Genomic DNA, 19,973 nt, shown 5'->3' with positions numbered 1-19,973 from the left:
TTGAACGTATGGGGTAGTTCTTTTTTTCTTCCTTGGACACAAAGGTCGTTCTCTTTCATAATAGTAAGACAGAAAACTTAGAGGTTTCATGGGGTTGGCCGTATAAGGAGGGAAAAAGATGAAAGAATTGATTGTGATTACATTCGGAAACAATACATTACATAGTGTCATACAGCAGATTAAACGCTATGTAGGAAAAGAAGCGATGATAAAGGGATATTCAATAGAAGAAGGATTTGACGGAGACTTTTCTGGGAAAGTTGTGTTAATGACGGGAGAACCTGTATTGCGACGTACATCTGAACAAGTTCGGGATGCCTCAAAAGTGATTATTGCAAGAAGGGCTTTACGATACGAAAACATTGAACAACTGTTTACGTTAAAAGAAAAAACGCGGGTTTTATTGGTTAATGACTCAAAAGAAAGCTGTCTGGAAACCATTCAGCAGCTAAAAGGGCAAGGATTTCAATCGCTTTCCTTTTTTCCATATTATCCAGGGATCCAAACATATGAATCGTGTTCGATAGCCATCACTCCAGGAGAATGTCATCTTGTGCCAAATGATATACCGCAAGTTATTGACATTGGAAATAGACAAGTGGACATTACAACCATAACGGAGATCCTGAGTGAATTAAATCTTTTATCTCAAAGAGGAGCAGTAGCTTCTTCAGAATTTGTAAGTGAAATTATCGGATTGACGAAGTACTTGTCTGTATTAAATCATAAGCTGGATCATTCTAATCTTTTACTAACAACGATCTTTGATAAATTTCCAAAAGCATTATTATTTTGCGATGATCAAGGAATGGTTACATATTTTAACGAGAAAACAAAACGGATGTTTGATGGCTATTTGTTATTGAACGCTAATATAAAAGACTTTCTAGGTCGGGATTTTAAGTTACAACCAACATATAATCATGAAGATGAAATTTTTATTTTAGATGATTATACATATATTGTCTCCATTGATAAAGTTGAAAAAGATGGAGAGATCATTCGCTATCTTATAGAGTTTGAAAATTACGATACGTTTAAAAAAATCGATACGGTCATTCGTTCGAAATTAAAAAATAAAAAGTTTATTGCACGCTATGACTTTACTCATCTATACTCACGAAGCACCAAAATGATAAAAACATTGGAACTTGCAAAAAAAATGGCCAAACGGGATTCGACCGTTCTCATTCAAGGAGAAAGCGGCACAGGAAAAGAACTATTGGCACAGGCCATTCATAATGCTTCATTACGTACCGACCAGCCATTTGTTGCTGTCAATTTTGCGGCGCTTTCCACTTCCATATTGGAGAGCGAGCTGTTCGGATATGAAGAAGGGGCATTTACGGGTGCCAAAAAAGGCGGGAAAAGAGGGTTGTTCGAAGAGGCACATCAAGGAACGATTTTTATGGATGAAATTGGAGATGCGCCGCTTGATTTGCAAGTGAAGTTATTGAGGGTGCTGCAAGAAGGTGTGGTTCGAAGAGTCGGTGGAAATGAACAAGTTCCCATCGATATTCGTATCATTGCCGCAACAAATGTCAATCTAGAAGAAAAAGTGCAAGAGGGCACTTTCAGACAAGATTTATATTATCGATTAAATGTGCTTCCACTTCAAACTTTACCGTTACGGGAAAGAAGAGAAGACATTTTACTATTGCTGCATTATTACATTAACAAGTTCAGTAATGGCGAGGTCTATCATGTAAACGAGTATATGGAAAAAGAAACAATCGAATTTCTGCAGCAGCATCCGTGGCCGGGAAATGTCCGAGAGCTCGTCAATGTAGTGGAGTATATGGTGAATGTAAAAATGGCCAATCAAAAAATTCAAATAAGCGATTTGCCCCATTATGTGTTAAAAGAAGCCGCTGTTCCAAAAGATCTGGAAGTAAAAAAATTGTCTGAAAGCATGCTGTCAGAAGAAGAACACGTACTGACGATCATTTATTTAAAATTTGGAATCGGTCGGCGGAAAATTGCACTAGAGCTTGCGCAAAGAGGCTTGAATATAGGGGAAGGAAAAGTGAAGAGCATTATTGACACGTTGCGGACTCAACAGTTAATCCAGGTAAATAAAGGAGTTAGGGGATGTGTTGTGACAGAAGAAGGAAAGAAATATGTTAACCGGCTTTTTATGGGGAAATGATGAAATTGGCTGTTTATGTTATGGTTATTTATTCCGCATTAACGGGAAGTTATGTTCCGCGGAAAAGAACAGAGGAGGAACTATCATATTGACCCAAAATGAAACAAAACAACATATGCGTATTGAGAAAGACTTCTTAGGTTATAAGGAAGTGCCTGCCGAAGCCTATTATGGAGTTCAAACACTACGTGCAGTCGAAAACTTTCCTATCACAGGATATAGAATGCGTGAAGAATTAATTAAAGCGATGGCGATGGGGTAGAAACGATGAAAAATAGGTTATTCATTGTTAGTAACAAGTCTCAGAAACGTAGTTTTTACAATCTGTTGAAAGGTTGATATACAGTATGAATGAGTTAGATTACAAAAAAATTTATGATAGTAGCTTATAAATCTTAATCCTTGTTATTGAACAAGGAGATTCATTATAAAAGCCGAACTCGCATTTCAAGGAGAACGGCCTTTTTGCATGGCACTTACTAAACGAGTTTATACATTAGAATATCATCTACATATTCGTTATCATTCATTTTAAATTCTTTTATTTTACGTCCTTCTTCAATGAAGCCCATTTTTTTGTATAAAGAGATTGCGTTATGATTTGTTGAGAAAACTCCTAAACTTATTTTCTCAATAAGAGGATTTTTCTCTGCCCAGTCTAGTAAAGCTTGTAGTAGCATTTTCCCAATGCCTAGTCCTCGGTGACTTTTACTGATCATAATTCCAAAGGAGCCTGTATGAGACAATCGCTCTTTATTCTCGTTCATAAATACGATCCAACCAATCACTTCACCATCTTTCTCAGCTACAAGTAATGTTTCTCTTTCATTGTCCAATACGTTCTGTACCCATTCTTTTTGCTCAGATGACGTTTTTTTAAACTCTTCAGGTAATGAAATGAGAAACTTTCCTTCAGAAACAACGGATTTCTGTATGTCTAAAGTTGCTTCGGAATCTTCCACTCTTCCTGTACGAATCGTGTAACTAGCAGTATCTTTTGAAATTGGCAATGATATTCCCCCTTATAAAAATATGTTGTAAATATTCTCTGCTATCTTGATCATTTCCTACTTACATTTTAGAAGGAAGTTTTTATTTGTTGGCGTATCTATTAAGTTGTCATTGGTTTTGTCAACTTTGGCTTAGGTAGTTACTCATATAAGGGAGTGGGAAGTCTATGATTCATAAAGTTGGTCAAATTATGTTATATGTAAATAACCAAGATGAGGCAGTGGATTTTTGGACAGAAAAAGTAGGGTTTACTGTAGTTGCTGAAGAAGATAACGGGCAAGGAATGAGATGGATTGAAATTGCTCCAACAAAAGGCGCAGAAACAAGCATCATTTTGCACAATAAGGAATTCGTTGCTAAAATGTCACCTGGATTAAATCTTGGTACACCTTCTTTAATGTTTTTTACGGAAAACCTTGATGAATTACGTAGCAACTTAGTAAATCACAATATCACAGTCGGAGAAATTGTAAATATGCCTTCTGGTAGAGTTTTTAACTTTGCGGATTATGAAGAGAATTACTTTGCTGTGATGGAGAAGAAATAAATTGTAAATATGCTAACTAATATCCATTTTAGGCGGCTGACTATTCCCATCAGCCGCCTTTTCAGTTACCAGCTACTCACCTCAACATTTGCTTTCAACCATTTCTCCCAAAGTGGATCTTCAATTTTTAAGAAGCTTAATGAGGTACCCTGCATATCTAAGGAAGTTAGATGGGTACCGACTTTTACGAACCTAATATCCAATCCTTCCAGTTCACATAACCGGCGAATATCATTTGTGAATATATATTGTTCCATTAATGGGGTAGCACCTAATCCATTAATGAGGATGGCAAATGTATCACCTTTTTTCCAGCGGTATATACTTTTTAGTTTATTCATTAGCTCAATCGCCAATTTCTCAGAAGAAGATAAGACTTCTTTTCGATATCCTTTCTCTCCATGGATACCGACTCCGTAAAAGACCTCGTTGTTTTGCAGTGTAAAAGAAACGTCATTTTGGGAAGGGTTGGTTGCTGGAGAGAGTGCGACCCCTAATGTATGCAGATTACGAATGACGGAATGACCGATGTCTGTTAATTGCTCCAGAGAATATCCTTCAAGAGCGGCTGCTCCGATTATTTTATGTACAAAAACGGTACCAGCTACTCCTCGTCTTCTTTTGTTAAAGGAAGCATCGTCTTCAATGGAAACATCATCACTCACAATGACATGATCAATCAGTCTTCCTTCTTCTTTTGCAATAGATTCTGCAGTTAAAAAGCTTTCCACATCAGCTTTGAAGTTTTTAATGATGAATAGGATGCTTTTGTCCTTAGGCACGGAGCGAACTGCCGCTACGATTTGTTCTGGCGACGGGGGAGTGAAGATTTCGCCGTTGACTGCCGCTGAAAGCATACCTTTTCCTACATAACCGATATCAGCTGGTTCATGTCCGCTACCACCGCCACTTATGATAATGACATCTTGCTTGGTTTCGGCAAGGTCTTTCTGATAAATGATGTTGTGTTCTTTTTCATAAGATATTCTATCGCTATGTTCAAAATAAAAGCCATGTAACATATCCTGAACAATATTTTGAACATCATTTATAATTTTTTTCATCGTTTTTTCCACCTTATGATTTGTTTGCTGATTGCTGTAGTAAAAGGATTAATTGATTGTTTATCATGTTTTTTATGAGCGAAGACATGATAGACGGATCAATCGTGCAATAATTTTCAATCCAATCTTTTATTGTTCCAACAAAGCCGTGACTATAAAAAGAGGCCAATGTATCTTTTTTCACCTCAGAAATGTCTAATTTACAGCCCACTAATAGCTCATCAATAATTTTGATATATAAGTTTTTCGTATGTTCAAACAGATAATAATTAAATGAATTTTGTTCAATTACTTGAAATGCATTTCGGTAGAACCCTTGATTTTGGTGAAAGTAATGGAATAGTAGATCGAAAATAGTTTCCCATTTTTCATAATCAAGAAAATCCATAATATTTTCCTTCGTTTCTTCTTTATAAATCCAGCCTAACAATTCAAATTTATCTTTAAAGTGATAATAAAACGTCTGCCTACGCATTTGACAATTTACCATAATATCACTCACAGATATTTTATGAAACGGCTCTGTCTCCATTAATTGTTTTAGCGAGTTCGCTATAATTTTTTTGGAAATGATAGAAGAGGTCATTTATAATCATCCCTACAACTTTTTTCGTTTTTTATAATAGTAACATCCTATCTATAAATGAAGTGGGTGTCTTTAGACAAATCGTTCATTTTGTCCGTTTACCATAAAACGCTTTCATCTTACTATAGTTAATAAGAATACGCTTTCAAATATATCATAATGCAGAAGAGAATGTATTGTGGCTGTTAATAGGTTCATGAAGAATGTAACAAAGCTTATAGAGGAGGAATAACAATGAAAAAAATTATAAATCAACCTGAAACGCTTGTTATGGAGATGTGCAATGGGATGGTGATGGCTCATCCGGAACTTGAGTTGTTAAAGAAGTATAAAGTAATCAAGAAAAAAGAAATGAATGAAAATAAAGTCACTTTAATTAGCGGTGGCGGCAGTGGACATGAACCGGCACATGCAGGGTTAGTAGGGAAAGGAATGCTGGATGCGGCAGTATGCGGTGATGTGTTTGCTTCTCCTTCACAAATTCAGGTGTATCAGGCGATTAAAGCGACAGCTAGCAAAAAAGGTACGCTACTTATTATTAAGAATTATAGCGGAGATATTATGAACTTTAAAAATGGAGCGCACTTAGCTACAGAGGATGGTATTGAAGTCGAGTATGTTCGTGTAGATGATGATATTGCAGTAGAAGATAGTCTTTATACAGTAGGACGCCGCGGCGTTGCAGGGGTAGTATTAGTGCATAAAATTGCCGGTGCAGCAGCGGAAGCAGGTATGGATTTAATGCAGGTGAAAGCGGTAGCGGAAAAAGCAGTGGCAAATGTTCGAACAATTGGTCTCGTACTAACTTCTTGTACGGTTCCAGCTAGTGGATCACCTACTTTTAAACTTGGTGAAGATGAGATGGAATATGGCGTGGGTATTCACGGAGAGCCAGGTAGAAAACGTGAAAAAATTATGTCTGCAGACGAATTAGCTTCGCGCATGACAAATGACCTTGTGAAAGATTTAAAATTAGATGATAATGCCGAAATTGCTGTTTTAGTAAATGGCTTCGGTGGTACACCGCTTCAAGAACTGTATCTGTTTAACAATGCAGTTACGAGAGAGTTAAGCAAAAGAAATATACGAATGAATAGAACGTTTGTCGGTAATTACATGACAAGTATTGATATGGCTGGACTATCTTTAACTGTCATGAAACTAGACGATGAGCTGAAAACATTGCTATCGAAAGAATGTAATACACCAGCATTTAAAGTAGATGGACCAGTTGAGAGCGTAGAATATGTTGATATCGAAGAAAAAGGGGAAGAAAAGTCTGTTTCCTTTGAGGCAGAAACAGCGGAAGAACACGCGGTTATTAAGAATGAGGTTGTCTCATTAAATAATATGATTTATCTTGTCGATAAAATGAGTGAAATCATTATTAAGAATGAAGTGCCGTTCTGTGAATTGGATACACATGCAGGTGATGGTGATTTCGGAATGAGCGTCGCGAAAGGATTTAAACAATTGAAGCGTGAATGGAGCTCGATTTTGAATCAAGAGCCTTTAAATATCGGGACATTCCTTGATGCGTGCTCAATGGTCATTATGGAACATTGCGGCGGAGCTTCTGGTCCAATTTGGGGCGGTGCTTTCCGAGCGGCAGGTAAGGCAATAGACGGGAAAATGGAATTAACAGTTGCAGAGTTTGCTGAAATGTTAGAAGCGGCACTGAAAGGTATACAGTCTATCGGTGAGCGTTCTTTCGGAAGAGGAGCAGAAGTAGGCGATAAAACGCTTGTAGATGCGCTTGCGCCTTGTGTACAGTCGTGGCTAGAGAGTGCTCAAGCTGGCGTGGACTTTAAGACTGCTTTTGAAAAAGGAGCAGAGGCTGCTGTTAAAGGAGCAGAATATACAAAAGAAATCGTTGCTCGAATGGGCCGAGCTGGTACAGTTGGTGAAAGAAGCTTAGGTTATCCGGATGCGGGTGCTTATGCGCTAGGGGTTATCTTTACGGAGCTTTCTCATAGTTTAAGATAGTGGTAGTTCGGTATTTCTGGATACTGGCAAGTCCAAAGTGTGTAGATGAATAGAAGAAAAATGAGAAAGATACCTATTTTGACACAAGTCATAAGGCATACTGTGAAATACCGTTAAATCCATTTCATTAAAACATCCCAATAGGATTTACTCTATTGAGATGTTTTTGTGAATAAAAGATGTATGCTATTTAGCCTATATTACCGTTAAAATGTAGACGGGTACGCCTTTTAGTAGTTATTTTCTTATCAGAATTACGCATATTGATTTTATGAACCTAATTCATAAATAGAAGATAGGGTGAAAACAATGTACGAAATAAATGTAATTAAAACCAGGAAGCATATAAGCATCGTATTGGATACACATTGTTCTATTCTTTTTTTCATTTTAATTTGTTTTACTTTTCAATTTTGTAGGATCAATTTGAATTTGTCCTTTCCAAGATCCAGCTACTTTTCCGATTTTATTTATATTTACATTTATCGTAAGTGGTTGTTTAAAGGATCCTTTCCCTTCAGGCCCTTCAACAAATGTAACAACACCTTCTGGTTTGTCTTTATCGCGAATGCCTACATGTTCCAATTTTTTTCCCGATGCCATTAATTCAAATGGTAAACTATCTGCCCCTTGAATAAATGCTAATTGCGAAAACATACCATCTTTCGTATTATATTCAGGATTTTCTTCTTGTTGTCCGTTTACCTTACCATCACTTTTAAGATCTAATCCATTTGTATCAAATTCAAACGGTACTAAACTACCATCAGCTTTTTCCAGTTTATAATGAACGGATATACGTGAATCTGCAACATATAATTCTTTCAAATGTATAGTAACACCTTGATCAGTTATTTTTTCATCCAGAGGAATAAATTGACCATTCTTCATCATATCTTGTGTGACACTATTTTCATCTTTTATTCCTTCATTTACAACCTTATCATTTGCAACTTCATTAGAAAAATAGGAAGCAACATTAGTAGCAGCAACTTGTACTTGTGGAATCATTGCTGTTGTAAAAAGTCCAGTTGCAGCTACCGCTGTATAAATGAAACGTTTAGATTTTTTATTCATGTTTGTAAATAATCCTTTCTTCTTCTCTATTTTATGATTCATATCAGATACATTGTTCAACTGGGCATGGCTTTCGAATGTTTTCCACGCTTGTTCTACATCAATGTTGATTTCTTGTGGTGAATGTATAGATTCTTCATCTAATATTGAATTTTCCCATTGGTTTAGATTACTAATTTCTAATAATGATTTTTGACATACTTCACATGTCTCTAAATGTTGTGTGAATTTTTTCCTTGTATCACGAGGAAGTTCTCTATCTATATATGCTTGAATTAACCCCATATCATAACAAGTCATTTGTTATGCCTCCTCCATTTGTTTATAAATCTTGCGAAATTTTGTTTTGGCTCGTACCAATAATGTTCCAATAGAAGCTATGTCAATTTGAAGTACTTCTGCAATTTCTTTATATTGAAACCCAGAAAATTTCATTAATAAAATGGTTCGATCTCGGTCATTCATGTTACTTAGTACGGTTTGTACCTTTGTGACTTCTTCTTTTCTTATCCAGTCATCATCTAACGATGAAGTATGTTGTACTTCATGATATTGTATTGTTTTATCTATTCTCGCTTGATGTCGTTTTTCAGATCGTAAATAGTTATAAGCTACATAAGTAGAAGATCTAATCAGCCATCCAGGTAAGTTTTCAATTGCTTTCCAATCGGTACGATATAATTGTAAAAACACTTCTTGTGCTAGTTCTTCAGCGATTGTTTGTTTTTTGATAATCCATAGGATCTGTTTTACAACGTAACCATAGTATTGTTTAAACAACTGTTCAAATGTCACATCCGAAACATGCCTCTCCTCATTTTTTATCGTTAACATGTAAGTTAAAACCTCACTCTCATTTGCTGCCTGTATTATAGAGAAACCAGAAAATCCAGTTTTGTGACAAGAATTTTTATTTTTTTATTATGCACTAAAAAAAGTATTCATTTTTCAATCAGATGAATGCAAAAATTGAAGTTGAATGAATCCCTTGATACAAATAATAGCTCCGTAACATGTAGTCGTCATTTCTTCGACTATGTTGATGTTACAAAACTGTGCAACAGAACCCGTTAGAAATATGTACATGAATAACTCCATATAAACTCCAGATAGTGTATATAGAATAAAAACTATCAAGGAGGTTAGAAAAAATGAATTTTATAAAACGAGCAATTCTCAGTATGAAAAAACGAAAAGGAACATCATTAATTTTGATGGTAGTCTTTTTGATTGTTACCAATTTAGTGCTGGCAGGATTCACAATTCAAAATGCATCAAAAAAAAGCTGCTGATTCAGCAAGGAAAAAACTGGGTGCAGATGGTACTTTAGGTCTTGATTTTGATAAATTAGGAAAACGAGCAAGGGAAACTGGAGAAATGCCTAATCCGCTGCATCTCACCACAAAAGAAGCAGAGCAATTAGCGAAGTCCAAGTATGTAAAAGACTATAATTATATAACCAATACTTTCGGAATTTCGGATGGGCTTAAATTAGTAGGAGCTTCAGAAGAAGAAGGAGAAAGAGAAAGTGGAATGAAGATGGCTATAGGAGAATGAGACCATATAAAAAACTAAACTGGAAGCCAGATTCCCTATTACTATGATCTAGTTTTACGCGTATCTCGATTGTATCTCCTTATTGTACAAGCAGAGCGGACTAGTATAAAATCGAGTGTATGAAAATATATAATGAACAAGTTTTTTAGAGTGCCAGTGAAATAGAAGCGGAATGATATAGGAGTGTAGTAAAATGAATCGAATTTCAATTTTAATAGCTGACGATGAGGCAGAAGTTGCTGATTTAATTGCGATACATTTAGAAAAAGAAGGCTACCATGTTATTAAAGTAGCTGATGGAAAAGAAGCTATTCGTGTTATTCACTCTCAACCAATTGATTTGGTGATTTTAGATATTATGATGCCTAAAATGGACGGTTATGAAGTAACACGTCAAATTCGTGGACAATATCATATGCCCATCATTTTCTTAAGTGCAAAAACATCAGATTTTGATAAGGTGACAGGACTTGTAATAGGTGCAGATGATTATATGACGAAACCTTTCGCTCCGATTGAATTAGTTGCCCGTGTAAATGCGCAATTACGCCGATTTTTAATGTTAAATCAACCGAAAGCAGAGGACAATAAATCAGTTTTAGCAATCGGTGGAGTAGTCATTTATCCTGAACAACGGACAGTTAGTGTATATGAAGAACAAATTGAATTAACTCCAAAAGAATTTGATATTTTATATTTATTAGCAAGTCATCCGAAGAAAGTATACAGTGTGGAAAATATCTTTCAACAAGTATGGGCAGAAGATTATTACGAAGGTAGAAACACAGTAATGGTACATATTCGTACCTTAAGGAAAAAACTTGGAGAAGATAAAAGAAAGAATAAATTGATAAAAACGGTTTGGGGGGTAGGTTATACTTTCAATGGCTAAAATGATAAGAAGCTTTCGTTCAAAAATGATCGCACTATTTACGTTAAGTATGATACTAGCGGGTAGCGTAACGTATATAATCTACAAAGGGCTACAGCTCTACTATAAAACGGTGGTTAGGTATGAGGATCCTTTAGCTCAATTCCGTTCAACGATAAGAGAAATTGGAGATATTAATTTCTTTTTAATTATATTTATCCCTTTATCTATTTTGTTTTTCTTCTTTCTTACTAGACCGTATTTGAAGTATTTTAATGAGATCTCTAATGGGATTCATCATCTTGCTAACGGTGATTTTACAAACCGAGTTCATATTTCATCGAATGACGAGTTCCGGGATATCGCACACGAAATTAATCTAGCGAGTGAAAAGTTAAAAGAAGCAGTAGAAAGAGGAGATTTTGCAGAAAGCAGTAAAGATCAGTTAATTGTCAATCTGGCTCATGATTTAAGAACACCATTAACATCTGTTTTAGGTTATTTAGATTTAATTCTTAAAGATGAGAATTTGACGAGGGAACAAATTAAACATTTTTCTACTATTGCTTTTACGAAATCTCAACGACTCGAGAACTTGATTGATGAGTTATTTGAAATAACAAGAATGAACTATGGCATGTTGAAGTTGGAAAAAAGACCAATTGATATAAGTGAATTACTTATACAGTTAGAGGAAGAATTATATCCGTTATTAGAGAAACAAGATTTAGTAGCCAGAATGAATGTGAATCCTCAGTTAACTATTAATGGAGATGGAAAATTATTGGCAAGAGTATTTGAAAATCTTTTAACGAATGCAATTCGCTACGGATATGATGGACAATTTGTTGATATGAACGGGTATATTGATAATGGAAAAGTTGTCGTACAAATTATTAATTATGGAGATCGCATTCCAAAGGAAGATTTACCGTATCTTTTTGATATGTTTTATACAGGAGACAAAGCAAGAACTCAGCAGCAAGATAGTACAGGGCTTGGGTTGTTTATTGCGAAAAACATTGTGGAACAGCATAATGGGACGATTTCTGCAGAAAGTAATGTAATACGAACAATATTTGAAGTGAGGTTACCGAAAGAAGATGGCGTGGAATCTCATTTAATAATTTAATAAAAATTTAAAGTTTACCCCACTTTTTATTTAAATAGTTTTTTCTATCCTATACGTAAGTTAGGTTAAGGAGGAACTAGGAATGAAAAAGTGGGTATTTATTTCTCTTTTTATATTGTGCACAGTAGGTGTTGGTATTTATATAGCACCATTATTTCAAAATGGAGTAGATGTTAAAATCGTAGAAAAAGGTGATAAGGTAAACGCTACGAATACTGAAAAGAAAGAGATTACAAAAGAACAAATTTATAAAGGTGATTTATTATTAGTCAATAAAGATTATCCTGTTCAGGAAGATAGCATAAAGTCTGATATTATAAATGTATTTCAAAATACGGAATTAGTAAGAGGGTATGTAGTACTTGATAGAAGTACTCATTTATCAAAAGATATTGTGAAAAAGTTTTTGAAGATTGTAGAGGCTGCAGAAAAAGAAGGGGTTCATCATTTTTTGATCAGTAGCGGTTATCGGGATTTTAAAGAACAAAGGAATCTATATGAGAAAATGGGTTCTGATTATGCATTGCCAGCAGGGTATAGTGAACATAATTTAGGGCTATCACTTGATGTAGGGTCTACTCAAATGAAAATGGAGAAAGCCCCTGAAGGAAAATGGATTGAAGACAATGTATGGAAATACGGTTTTGTCTTACGCTATCCGAAAAATAAAAGTAATATTACAGGAATTCAATATGAGCCATGGCATATACGTTACGTCGGTTTGCCTCATAGTGCAATCATGCAAAAAAAGAAATTTACTTTAGAAGAATACTTAGATTTCTTGAAGGAAAAAAAGGAAATTTCAACTAATGTTGAGGGGAAAGAGTATACGGTTTCTTATTATAAAGTATCAAACAATACGACCATTAATGTCCCGGTAAATCAGTATTATGAAATTTCAGGGAACAATATGGACGGAGTAATTATGACGGTTCATAAATAGTAGCTTACTTTATAAATTCAGCCTACATCATCATGTCTAGAATTCTAAATTCTAGACATGATTTTTTTGCTAAGAATTAACGAATATAAATTTGTTAGTTTATCCCGCATTAACGGACAGTAACACTCCCACCTCAAAATTCAGCGAAAGCAATGTCCAGCTCTAGCGGCTAAAATCTCCAGCCGTTTCGCTCCCTCGGACGAGGCAAAAAGCGCCTCTNNTTCCGCTTTTCTAAAGAAGTTAGGTGGGAGATGAACTGTCCGTAAAAGCCCGATTGGTGAGGGCTGATTAAAGTTTCACTTTATTTTTTCCTTTTGATGCGTTTATTTCTTTAATCCAGCTGCGAAAAAAGGACCATTAACTGCTATGGTTGATAAAATATGAGCCATTTCTTGTGGCGTTTCTTTCCGGCCACTGTTTAACCATTGCTGAACGACCCCTATATGGGCAGATGCCATATAAGAAGCTAAATATTGGCCTGGAACGAGTAAATCTTCCTCATTAATGAGGGAGCCTTTGTTATTTTCAAATAATGTTCTCCACATGAAATCTTTAAGCTTTGTTTGGAAAGATAAATCTCCTTTTGGACTTAATACAGCTTTCATAAAAGCGCTGTTTTCATTTAGAAATTCAAAAATGGAAACAGCAAGTGTGAAAGGTGTTGTTGGTGAAGGGCTCGTTCCAAGTTCAGCGATAACATCTGGGAATTTCTTTTTTGCAATGCTAGACATTTCTTGCATAATTTCCTCTTGGCATTTCGCCATTAAATCAAATTTATCTTGATAGTGCGCATAAAAAGTACCTCTATTTATGTTTGCTTTCGTTGTAATATCTTTAACCGTAATCGCATCAAACCCTTTTTCCTCAATTAATTCTACCAATGCATTTCGTATTGCATTTTTTGTACGAGCGACCCGCAAATCCATATTACTATCACGCAAAATAATTGCCCCCTTAATTTTATCCAACACATTCTGTAAATGTGTCTTATAACCGACACATTAACGATTTTTGATTATTGAATAAGATTTAACCTAAACATATAATTCAAAATAATAATAAACAACACGTTGTTCGTTATTATAAATCAAATTGAAGGAGGATAAAAGAATATGTTCAAAAACAAGCTTTTACTTATATCACCAATTATTGCGTTGGCTGTTGTTTTTATTTTTTCATTAACATTATTTCCATCTGTTCAACCTCAGCCGAAAAATTTGCCAATTGCAATTGTGAATGAGGATCAAGGAGTGGAAATCCCGAATCAAGCGAAACTGAATATGGGGCAAACCATTGTTGATATGATTAAAAAATCATCAAAAACGGATGAAGAACCTGCCGTTAAATGGGTAGAAGTGAAAAATGCGGAGTCTGTCCAAGAAGGTTTAAATAATCGAAAGTATTACGCTGCATTGGTAATTCCAAGTGACTTTAGTGCCAAACAAGCGTCGTTACGAACACCACAGTCATCTTCGTCTGAAGTACAAATATATATAAATCAGGGAATGAATACGGCAGCATCAACGATGGCAGGGCAAATATTAAATGGAGTAGTTGATAATATGAACAATCATGTTCGTACGCAACTACTAGAAGGGTTTAAATCAAAAGGAACTACTTTGACAGTAGAACAGGTTTCAAATTTAGTGACACCTATTACGAAGAAAGTGATAAATGTAAACGAGGTTGGCAAAAATAGTGCGAATGGTAATTCGCCAATTTCCTTATTTCAGCCATTATGGATTGCGAGTATAGCGAGTGCAGCAATCATCTTTATTGCCATTAGCAAAATGCCGATCAGCACCCGAAAAGAAAACTTTATTATAAAAGTACAACAAATTTTAATGGGAGCTGTTGTAGCACTTGTAGTTGGATTTGGTCTTACATGGATTGCAGATGGAATGGTAGGATTAAATATCTCGAACTTCACGGATACGGCTTTATTTTTATCAATCACTTCTTTTAGTTTCTTCTTAATGATTTCGGCTGTCCTTTCATTAGTTGGATTAAAGGGAATAGGTATATTCGCACTGTTACTTTTCTTTGGTGCACCGTTATTATCGCTAGCACCTGAAATGATGTCTCCATTTTACCAAGATTGGATTTACTCTTGGTTGCCAATGCGATTTATGATAGACGGTCTTAGAGACATATTCTTCTTCGGAAAAGGATTCACTTAGAACACTCCTGTTACTGTACTCGTTTGGATCGGATTCGTAAGCATGCTAATTATATTAGGAACTGCTTTAAAACATAATACGGGTAAGGAACATAGGACTGAAGTAAATGTTTGAGTAAGGGGAGTAAAAGCCGTTTCCCTAATAGGAAAACGGCTTTACTTAAACCATCAGCAACGACGGTACTTCAGACAGATTTAAAGTTGCGCATAAAGCAAAATGAAGTAATGAAAAAGCCAATTTCTCTATTTTCATTTGTAGAAAAGTTGGGCATTTTAATATTAGAATTCCTTTAACAGTGTAAATCCTCATTTCCTGCATTATCTCATTAAGTAACTTCCATCCGTATAAGTAGATATACTCTGTTTTTTGAACGATAAATTTGCCGTAAACAAAAAGAACCATAATCTTATCTTTGGCATCAGAAGAATGAAATTGGGTGATAATTGTTACAAGTGTATCGGATTTCTTGTGAGTTTTAAATGAAAGGCCTTACCCAAAGTTGAGAAAAATCTACATATCCAAAATATTTCATCTTAATATTCGTTAAATCTGATGAAAAAGGTATTTGACGTGTATCATAGTATAAGGGAATCATAATAGAAGATTCTATCAGTTCTTTTTCAACATTTCTATTTAATGTGGCCCACTCCTCAAAAGGTGTATGTTTATATGTAGCGAGGAGCTTTTTTAATGTTTTATTTGTTTTTAAAATCTTAGCCAATGGCGAATATTTAGCTGTTAGAAAATAATAAAATGATATCTCTTGATTCATTTCGAATACTTCACCATGGATAAAGAGATCAACTTGTTCATTAAGTTTTTCATCCCTAAGATAGTCTTCGAAAGGAACCCATTTCACTTGAAAAGGTATATTTTCTTCTTTAAAGACATTCATTAACCATTTTGTTGTTGTTTCTGTATACTGAGTAGCTTTTATCATAAGTGGTTCTTTGAATTCGGGACGTTTTCTTTTTGGAATATTGATTTGATGATCTGTGTCCTTCAAGCAACTTTTCATATTTGGGGTTTTTTGAGAATCATATTCATGAATATGATTCATATGGTTAACGATAATATCATGCAAGTAATTACGAACATCTTTATGTTGAATTGACGAATTACGCCAAGCATTCATAATAATAACACCGAAACCTGAATTCCTTTCTACTTGAAACGTAGCATTGCTTTCATGGTGTTTGGAAGATTGATAAATCGTATCAAATTCTAGAGGGACCTGAATGAATTCTACTGTATCTAGTAAAGGTCTTTCTTGAAAATGATCATGAAATGCTATCAATGATGTCTTCTCCTCGTTATTCTCGCCTATATAAAAACCACCGGTTCCTATAATTAATCCGTTATTTTCTTTATAAATACTTGTATTGATCATACATAACATTTGTAAACAATAGCTACAACCATCTGGATAATGTATGTCAATTATTAATGGTGATACAATATCGATTTTTTCTACTGGTGCCCATAAGTCTTTATAGTATGTATGGCTACGTAGTTTTAAGAGACATCGTTTCACGTCATCCGCGGTTAAGATGGATCCATCATGAAATTTTATAGACTTTTTTAAATATAGTCTAAGCTTAGATTGAGTCAAATCCCAACTGTGAGCTATTTCCGGAAGTATGTTCCCTTTTTCATCCATATAAACAAGGCGATTGAAAACGTTCGCGACAATATGTGCACTATGTACATCTGAAGCTTCTAGCGGATGTGTTGTTAAAAAGGGCTTTCTTCTAGGAATAATTAATTTATCATCCGAATTATGTGTATAACCAAATTTTGAGTGAAACTTAGTCATTAAGCGTAGTTTACTGTTTGGAGACCAATTATATAGTAAATATTTACTGCTTTTTTCAACAGGCTGTTGATCCATCGTTTCCATTACTTGTGACTCGTAGATTTGTTCTATATTTTTTAACCATTGAAGGGAGGAGATATTTCCTCTGCCTTTTCCAGAAGTGAAAATTAGCCAACCTTCATCCATCCATTTATGTAAGTAACGCACCGTTTGCTTTGTACTTACATTTAAAAAATCTGCTAGGTCTTTTATTTTTATATTTCCTGAAGAAAATGATTGCCATAGATTCAATAAATTTTTATCCATTTCCTATCTCCTTCTATAAGTGGACATATTTTTCTTGATGTGTCCATTTTTAGTTTGATAAGTCTAGTTTAATATAACATTAGACAAAGGGAGGAGATACAATGAATTGGAAAGACTTCGAGCAAAACATAAAAGTACGCTTAATTACATCGTTTTTTAATCGTGCTGTTACATCAGCAGTAATGCCTTTTATGGCATTGTTTTTTGCTCAAGAAATAAATAAAGTATGGGCCGGATTATTTTTAATCTTAACGGTTATTTTAAGTTTTTTCTCAAGTTTAATCGGAGGTTACATTTCAGATCGCTTTCAACGAAAGAAAATCTTATTGTTAACTTCTTCTTCTAGTACTGTAATGTTTTTAGTCATGACCTTAAGCTTATATCCTACAGATAAGATGATTTTGTTATTTGCAATCGCTTATGTAGGTTTTATCATATGTAGCAGTCTTGGTCGCCCATCCATGCACGCCATTATCATAGACTCAACGACACCAGAAAATCGAAAAGCTATTTATACAATGGACTATTGGCTTATGAATCTTTCTATGGCAATTGGTGCAGCATTAGGTGGGCTTTTATACACGAATCACCAAAAAGAACTGTTTATATTACTGACTTTTGTTTCTGCTATATTACCGATTGCTTATAAAATTTGGCTAGTTGTAGAAGTGAAAGAGTGCCTAGAAAAAAAACATGAAAATATCGTGCTTGATCTCATTCAAAACTATAAAGTTGCGATTCAAGATAGAGCATTTTTAAAAGTTGTAATAGGATCCACTTGCATATTTGCGGCAGAATTCACTTTAAATAGTTATATTGGTGTACGACTTTCCGAAACATTTCATCCAATAAGCGTTGGGAACTTTGAAATAGTGGGGGTAAGGATGCTCAGTATTCTTAACATACAAAATATGCTTTTAGTAGTATGTTTAACGTTTATTGTAAATAAATTTACAGATCGTTTAAGTGGAAAAAAAGCGTTACTTTTCGGACTTGTGCTCTATGGTATAGGCTATATGACAGTAACATCTGCAAACACTTGGTACGTACTGGTTATTTTTAATTTTATTGCTACTGTTGGTGAACTTGTTTACTCTCCAATCAGAAATGCGGAACAAGCGAATATGATTCCGGCTGATAAAAGAGGATCGTATTCAGCTTTTGCAGGTCTATCAGATATTGGTGCGGATTTACTTGCAAGAATGACTATTATCGTTGGTGCATTTTTGGCTCCTACGATGATGTCCGTTTACATTGGTATCATTGTAATAATGGGGACATTCCTTTTATACACTGGACTGTTTGTTAGAGCTAATATTCAACCTCAGGAAAGGTTGAATAAAATGTCATCGTAATAGAGCGTAAGGTGAAAAAATGGATTCGATATTTCATCGAATCCATTTTTTTCTAGGGAATTTCATCTCTTTTTGATACATTAATAATTGAGACATATAAATAAGGGGTAGAGATGCAGACATGGAATTATTTGATTATTATAAGCGGAAAGGGAGATTTAAAATTCTAATCGGAACAGTTATTTTTCTATATGTACTATGGTGTGTATATGGAACGTGGGGAATGGTGAATTGGGGACAGGTTATTTTTATTATGATTGTTTCTGCTGTTTTCCTCGGAATTGGATTTTGGCAACTGCGAAAAGGAAATACAATCGAGAAAAATTCGGTGAAAAGTAATGTAACGTTTTGGGATGTTGATACGTTCGTCGTATTAAAATTACCGAAACGGAATGCGCAATTTGGTTTATACCATCCTGATGGAGGATATATTGCGGGAACAAAGATCGTTTCATCTAACATTCTGTTTTCAGTGATCCCTTTTTTAGGGAATAGAGATGTGTATGGATTAGAAACGAGCAGCGGGGAAATTCTTGCTTATTTTCATACGGAAGCGGATGGGTATGATTGGGTAATCTATGATTCGAATTATAACCAAATTGGTATGTTTAAAGAAAAGATGATACAAGGGTTTGGCGCGATACGTGGTTCTTTAATGACGGATAAAGAAACGACGTTGTCCGATGTTGAAGTCGAGTTTGATTTTATTCAAAGTACGCTTCGTGCAATAGACGGACGCACACTCGCAATCGGTAAGCAAGGGTATATGCCGATAGAATGGAGCGAAAGATTTATGGGTCTTAATGTACCTACTATTACAGTCGGTTCCAATGCATCTGATAATGAAAAAATGTTAGGAATAGCATTGTTCCTGTATAGTTTACGTGCAATTGAGATTCGAAAAGATAGAGCGAGTGTTTAATAGGAAAATGATATATATTAATCCTTACAAAACTGTCACATTTCTGTAAGGTTATAAGATAGTTTATTTTCTTTTTCAATGTAATAATAAAGCCATAAGAAACGTTAATAAAAAATTATAAATTACAGGAGAGTGTCAGTAATGATTGTAACAACAACATCTGGAATTCAAGGAAAAGAAATTATTGAGTACGTTGATATTGTAAATGGTGAAGCGATTATGGGTGCAAATATTGTTCGTGATTTATTTGCTTCTGTTCGTGACGTTGTAGGTGGCCGTGCTGGTGCATATGAAAGTAAATTAAAAGAAGCTCGTGATATTGCGATGGAAGAAATGAAACAACTTGCGCAGCAAAAAGGTGCAAACGCTATCGTTGGCATTGATGTAGACTACGAAGTTGTTCGCGATGGTATGTTAATGGTTGCGGTAAGCGGTACTGCTGTACGTATATAAAATAAAAATCCCTTTAGA

Annotated in this window: 16 protein-coding genes and 3 pseudogenes; 12 read left to right on the top strand and 7 right to left on the bottom strand. The window is 35.0% G+C overall.

Going from position 1 to position 19,973, the window contains the following annotated elements; all coding sequences use genetic code 11:
• The first annotated feature begins 118 nt into the window (after positions 1-118).
• Both CN373_RS10570 and CN373_RS10565 read left to right on the top strand, forming a co-directional pair.
• Positions 119-2,149 carry a sigma-54 interaction domain-containing protein gene (locus CN373_RS10570; RefSeq protein ID WP_098359270.1) on the top strand — a complete coding sequence of 677 codons (2,031 nt, stop codon included), beginning with the start codon at positions 119-121 and terminating at the stop codon, positions 2,147-2,149.
• 115 nt (positions 2,150-2,264) lie between these two features.
• Positions 2,265-2,405 (top strand): annotated as a pseudogene (locus tag CN373_RS10565) (L-aspartate AnsB); the annotation flags it as partial.
• Between the two features lie 223 nt (positions 2,406-2,628).
• Here the strand turns inward: CN373_RS10565 and CN373_RS10560 are convergent.
• Positions 2,629-3,159, bottom strand: a complete 531-nt coding sequence (locus CN373_RS10560; RefSeq protein ID WP_001122844.1) for a GNAT family N-acetyltransferase — start codon at positions 3,157-3,159, stop codon at positions 2,629-2,631.
• 167 nt (positions 3,160-3,326) lie between these two features.
• Here CN373_RS10560 and CN373_RS10555 point away from each other — a divergent pair, with 167 nt between their 5' ends.
• On the top strand, positions 3,327-3,707 hold the full coding sequence (locus CN373_RS10555; RefSeq protein ID WP_000581454.1) for a VOC family protein: 381 nt from the start codon (positions 3,327-3,329) through the stop codon (positions 3,705-3,707).
• Between the two features lie 65 nt (positions 3,708-3,772).
• On the opposite strand, the gene dhaQ is transcribed toward CN373_RS10555, so the two are convergent.
• Entirely contained in the window at positions 3,773-4,771 is a 999-nt protein-coding gene (gene dhaQ / locus CN373_RS10550; RefSeq protein ID WP_000720678.1) for a DhaKLM operon coactivator DhaQ, read from the bottom strand.
• Between the two features lie 13 nt (positions 4,772-4,784).
• Positions 4,785-5,357, bottom strand: coding sequence for a dihydroxyacetone kinase transcriptional activator DhaS (gene dhaS, locus CN373_RS10545; RefSeq protein WP_000204206.1), 573 nt, complete (start codon positions 5,355-5,357; stop codon positions 4,785-4,787).
• A 234-nt stretch (positions 5,358-5,591) separates the two neighbouring features.
• Between dhaS and dhaK the strand changes: the two genes are divergently transcribed.
• Positions 5,592-7,343 (top strand): dihydroxyacetone kinase subunit DhaK, encoded by a 1,752-nt coding sequence (gene dhaK, locus CN373_RS10540; protein WP_098359269.1) that lies wholly within the window; start codon positions 5,592-5,594, stop codon positions 7,341-7,343.
• 390 nt (positions 7,344-7,733) lie between these two features.
• On the opposite strand, the gene CN373_RS10535 is transcribed toward dhaK, so the two are convergent.
• Together CN373_RS10535 and CN373_RS10530 are read right to left on the bottom strand one after the other, a co-directional pair.
• Entirely contained in the window at positions 7,734-8,720 is a 987-nt protein-coding gene (locus CN373_RS10535) for a DUF4179 domain-containing protein (RefSeq protein WP_098359268.1), read from the bottom strand.
• A 3-nt stretch (positions 8,721-8,723) separates the two neighbouring features.
• Positions 8,724-9,254 (bottom strand): RNA polymerase sigma factor SigX, encoded by a 531-nt coding sequence (locus CN373_RS10530; RefSeq protein WP_000955707.1) that lies wholly within the window; start codon positions 9,252-9,254, stop codon positions 8,724-8,726.
• A 317-nt stretch (positions 9,255-9,571) separates the two neighbouring features.
• On the opposite strand from CN373_RS10530, the pseudogene CN373_RS10525 reads away from it, so the two are divergent.
• From CN373_RS10525 to vanY, 4 genes and pseudogenes are all read left to right on the top strand, one after another.
• Positions 9,572-9,965 (top strand): annotated as a pseudogene (locus tag CN373_RS10525) (ABC transporter permease); the annotation flags it as partial.
• Positions 9,966-10,170: 205 nt separating this feature from the next.
• Entirely contained in the window at positions 10,171-10,869 is a 699-nt protein-coding gene (locus tag CN373_RS10520) for a response regulator transcription factor (protein ID WP_098359267.1), read from the top strand.
• On the top strand, positions 10,862-11,980 hold the full coding sequence (locus tag CN373_RS10515; protein WP_098359266.1) for a HAMP domain-containing sensor histidine kinase: 1,119 nt from the start codon (positions 10,862-10,864) through the stop codon (positions 11,978-11,980). The genes CN373_RS10520 and CN373_RS10515 overlap by 8 nt, the downstream gene beginning before the upstream one ends.
• Positions 11,981-12,062: 82 nt before the next feature.
• Positions 12,063-12,923: a VanY-A/VanY-F/VanY-M family D-Ala-D-Ala carboxypeptidase gene (gene vanY / locus CN373_RS10510; protein ID WP_098359265.1), complete on the top strand. Its 861-nt coding sequence runs from the start codon at positions 12,063-12,065 to the stop codon at positions 12,921-12,923.
• Positions 12,924-13,246: 323 nt separating this feature from the next.
• Here the strand turns inward: vanY and CN373_RS10505 are convergent, their stop codons facing one another.
• Entirely contained in the window at positions 13,247-13,864 is a 618-nt protein-coding gene (locus tag CN373_RS10505; protein WP_098359264.1) for a TetR/AcrR family transcriptional regulator, read from the bottom strand.
• Positions 13,865-14,035: 171 nt separating this feature from the next.
• On the opposite strand from CN373_RS10505, the pseudogene CN373_RS10500 reads away from it, so the two are divergent.
• Positions 14,036-15,217, top strand: a pseudogene (locus CN373_RS10500) (YhgE/Pip domain-containing protein).
• A 361-nt stretch (positions 15,218-15,578) separates the two neighbouring features.
• On the opposite strand, the gene CN373_RS10490 reads toward CN373_RS10500, so the two are convergent.
• Complete coding sequence (locus CN373_RS10490) at positions 15,579-17,225, bottom strand: ABC transporter substrate-binding protein (protein WP_098359262.1); 1,647 nt, start codon at positions 17,223-17,225, stop codon at positions 15,579-15,581.
• Between the two features lie 101 nt (positions 17,226-17,326).
• Between CN373_RS10490 and CN373_RS10485 the strand changes: the two genes are divergently transcribed.
• The 3 genes from CN373_RS10485 (at position 17,327) to CN373_RS10475 (ending at position 19,955) form a co-directional block, all read left to right on the top strand.
• Positions 17,327-18,580 carry an MDR family MFS transporter gene (locus CN373_RS10485; RefSeq protein ID WP_001104060.1) on the top strand — a complete coding sequence of 418 codons (1,254 nt, stop codon included), beginning with the start codon at positions 17,327-17,329 and terminating at the stop codon, positions 18,578-18,580.
• A 121-nt stretch (positions 18,581-18,701) separates the two neighbouring features.
• Positions 18,702-19,502 carry a hypothetical protein gene (locus CN373_RS25155; RefSeq protein ID WP_000418477.1) on the top strand — a complete coding sequence of 267 codons (801 nt, stop codon included), beginning with the start codon at positions 18,702-18,704 and terminating at the stop codon, positions 19,500-19,502.
• A gap of 141 nt (positions 19,503-19,643) precedes the next feature.
• Complete coding sequence (locus CN373_RS10475; RefSeq protein WP_000637519.1) at positions 19,644-19,955, top strand: heavy metal-binding domain-containing protein; 312 nt, start codon at positions 19,644-19,646, stop codon at positions 19,953-19,955.
• Positions 19,956-19,973 lie beyond the last annotated feature (18 nt).

The sequence above is a fragment of the Bacillus cereus genome (assembly GCF_002561295.1).
Lineage (GTDB): Bacteria > Bacillota > Bacilli > Bacillales > Bacillaceae_G > Bacillus_A > Bacillus_A cereus_S.
The sequence above is the reverse complement of the archived record's forward strand: the minus strand, read 5'-3'. Positions and strand labels throughout refer to the sequence as shown.

Coding starts and splice junctions, on each gene's coding strand:
- CN373_RS10570 (WP_098359270.1), top strand. CDS start 119: ATGAAAGAATTGATTGTGATTACATTCGGAAACAATACATTACATAGT.
- CN373_RS10555 (WP_000581454.1), top strand. CDS start 3,327: ATGATTCATAAAGTTGGTCAAATTATGTTATATGTAAATAACCAAGAT.
- dhaQ (WP_000720678.1), bottom strand. CDS start 4,771: ATGAAAAAAATTATAAATGATGTTCAAAATATTGTTCAGGATATGTTA.
- dhaS (WP_000204206.1), bottom strand. CDS start 5,357: ATGACCTCTTCTATCATTTCCAAAAAAATTATAGCGAACTCGCTAAAA.
- dhaK (WP_098359269.1), top strand. CDS start 5,592: ATGAAAAAAATTATAAATCAACCTGAAACGCTTGTTATGGAGATGTGC.
- CN373_RS10535 (WP_098359268.1), bottom strand. CDS start 8,720: ATGACTTGTTATGATATGGGGTTAATTCAAGCATATATAGATAGAGAA.
- CN373_RS10530 (WP_000955707.1), bottom strand. CDS start 9,254: ATGTTAACGATAAAAAATGAGGAGAGGCATGTTTCGGATGTGACATTT.
- CN373_RS10520 (WP_098359267.1), top strand. CDS start 10,171: ATGAATCGAATTTCAATTTTAATAGCTGACGATGAGGCAGAAGTTGCT.
- CN373_RS10515 (WP_098359266.1), top strand. CDS start 10,862: ATGGCTAAAATGATAAGAAGCTTTCGTTCAAAAATGATCGCACTATTT.
- vanY (WP_098359265.1), top strand. CDS start 12,063: ATGAAAAAGTGGGTATTTATTTCTCTTTTTATATTGTGCACAGTAGGT.
- CN373_RS10490 (WP_098359262.1), bottom strand. CDS start 17,225: ATGGATAAAAATTTATTGAATCTATGGCAATCATTTTCTTCAGGAAAT.
- CN373_RS10485 (WP_001104060.1), top strand. CDS start 17,327: ATGAATTGGAAAGACTTCGAGCAAAACATAAAAGTACGCTTAATTACA.
- CN373_RS25155 (WP_000418477.1), top strand. CDS start 18,702: ATGGAATTATTTGATTATTATAAGCGGAAAGGGAGATTTAAAATTCTA.
- CN373_RS10475 (WP_000637519.1), top strand. CDS start 19,644: ATGATTGTAACAACAACATCTGGAATTCAAGGAAAAGAAATTATTGAG.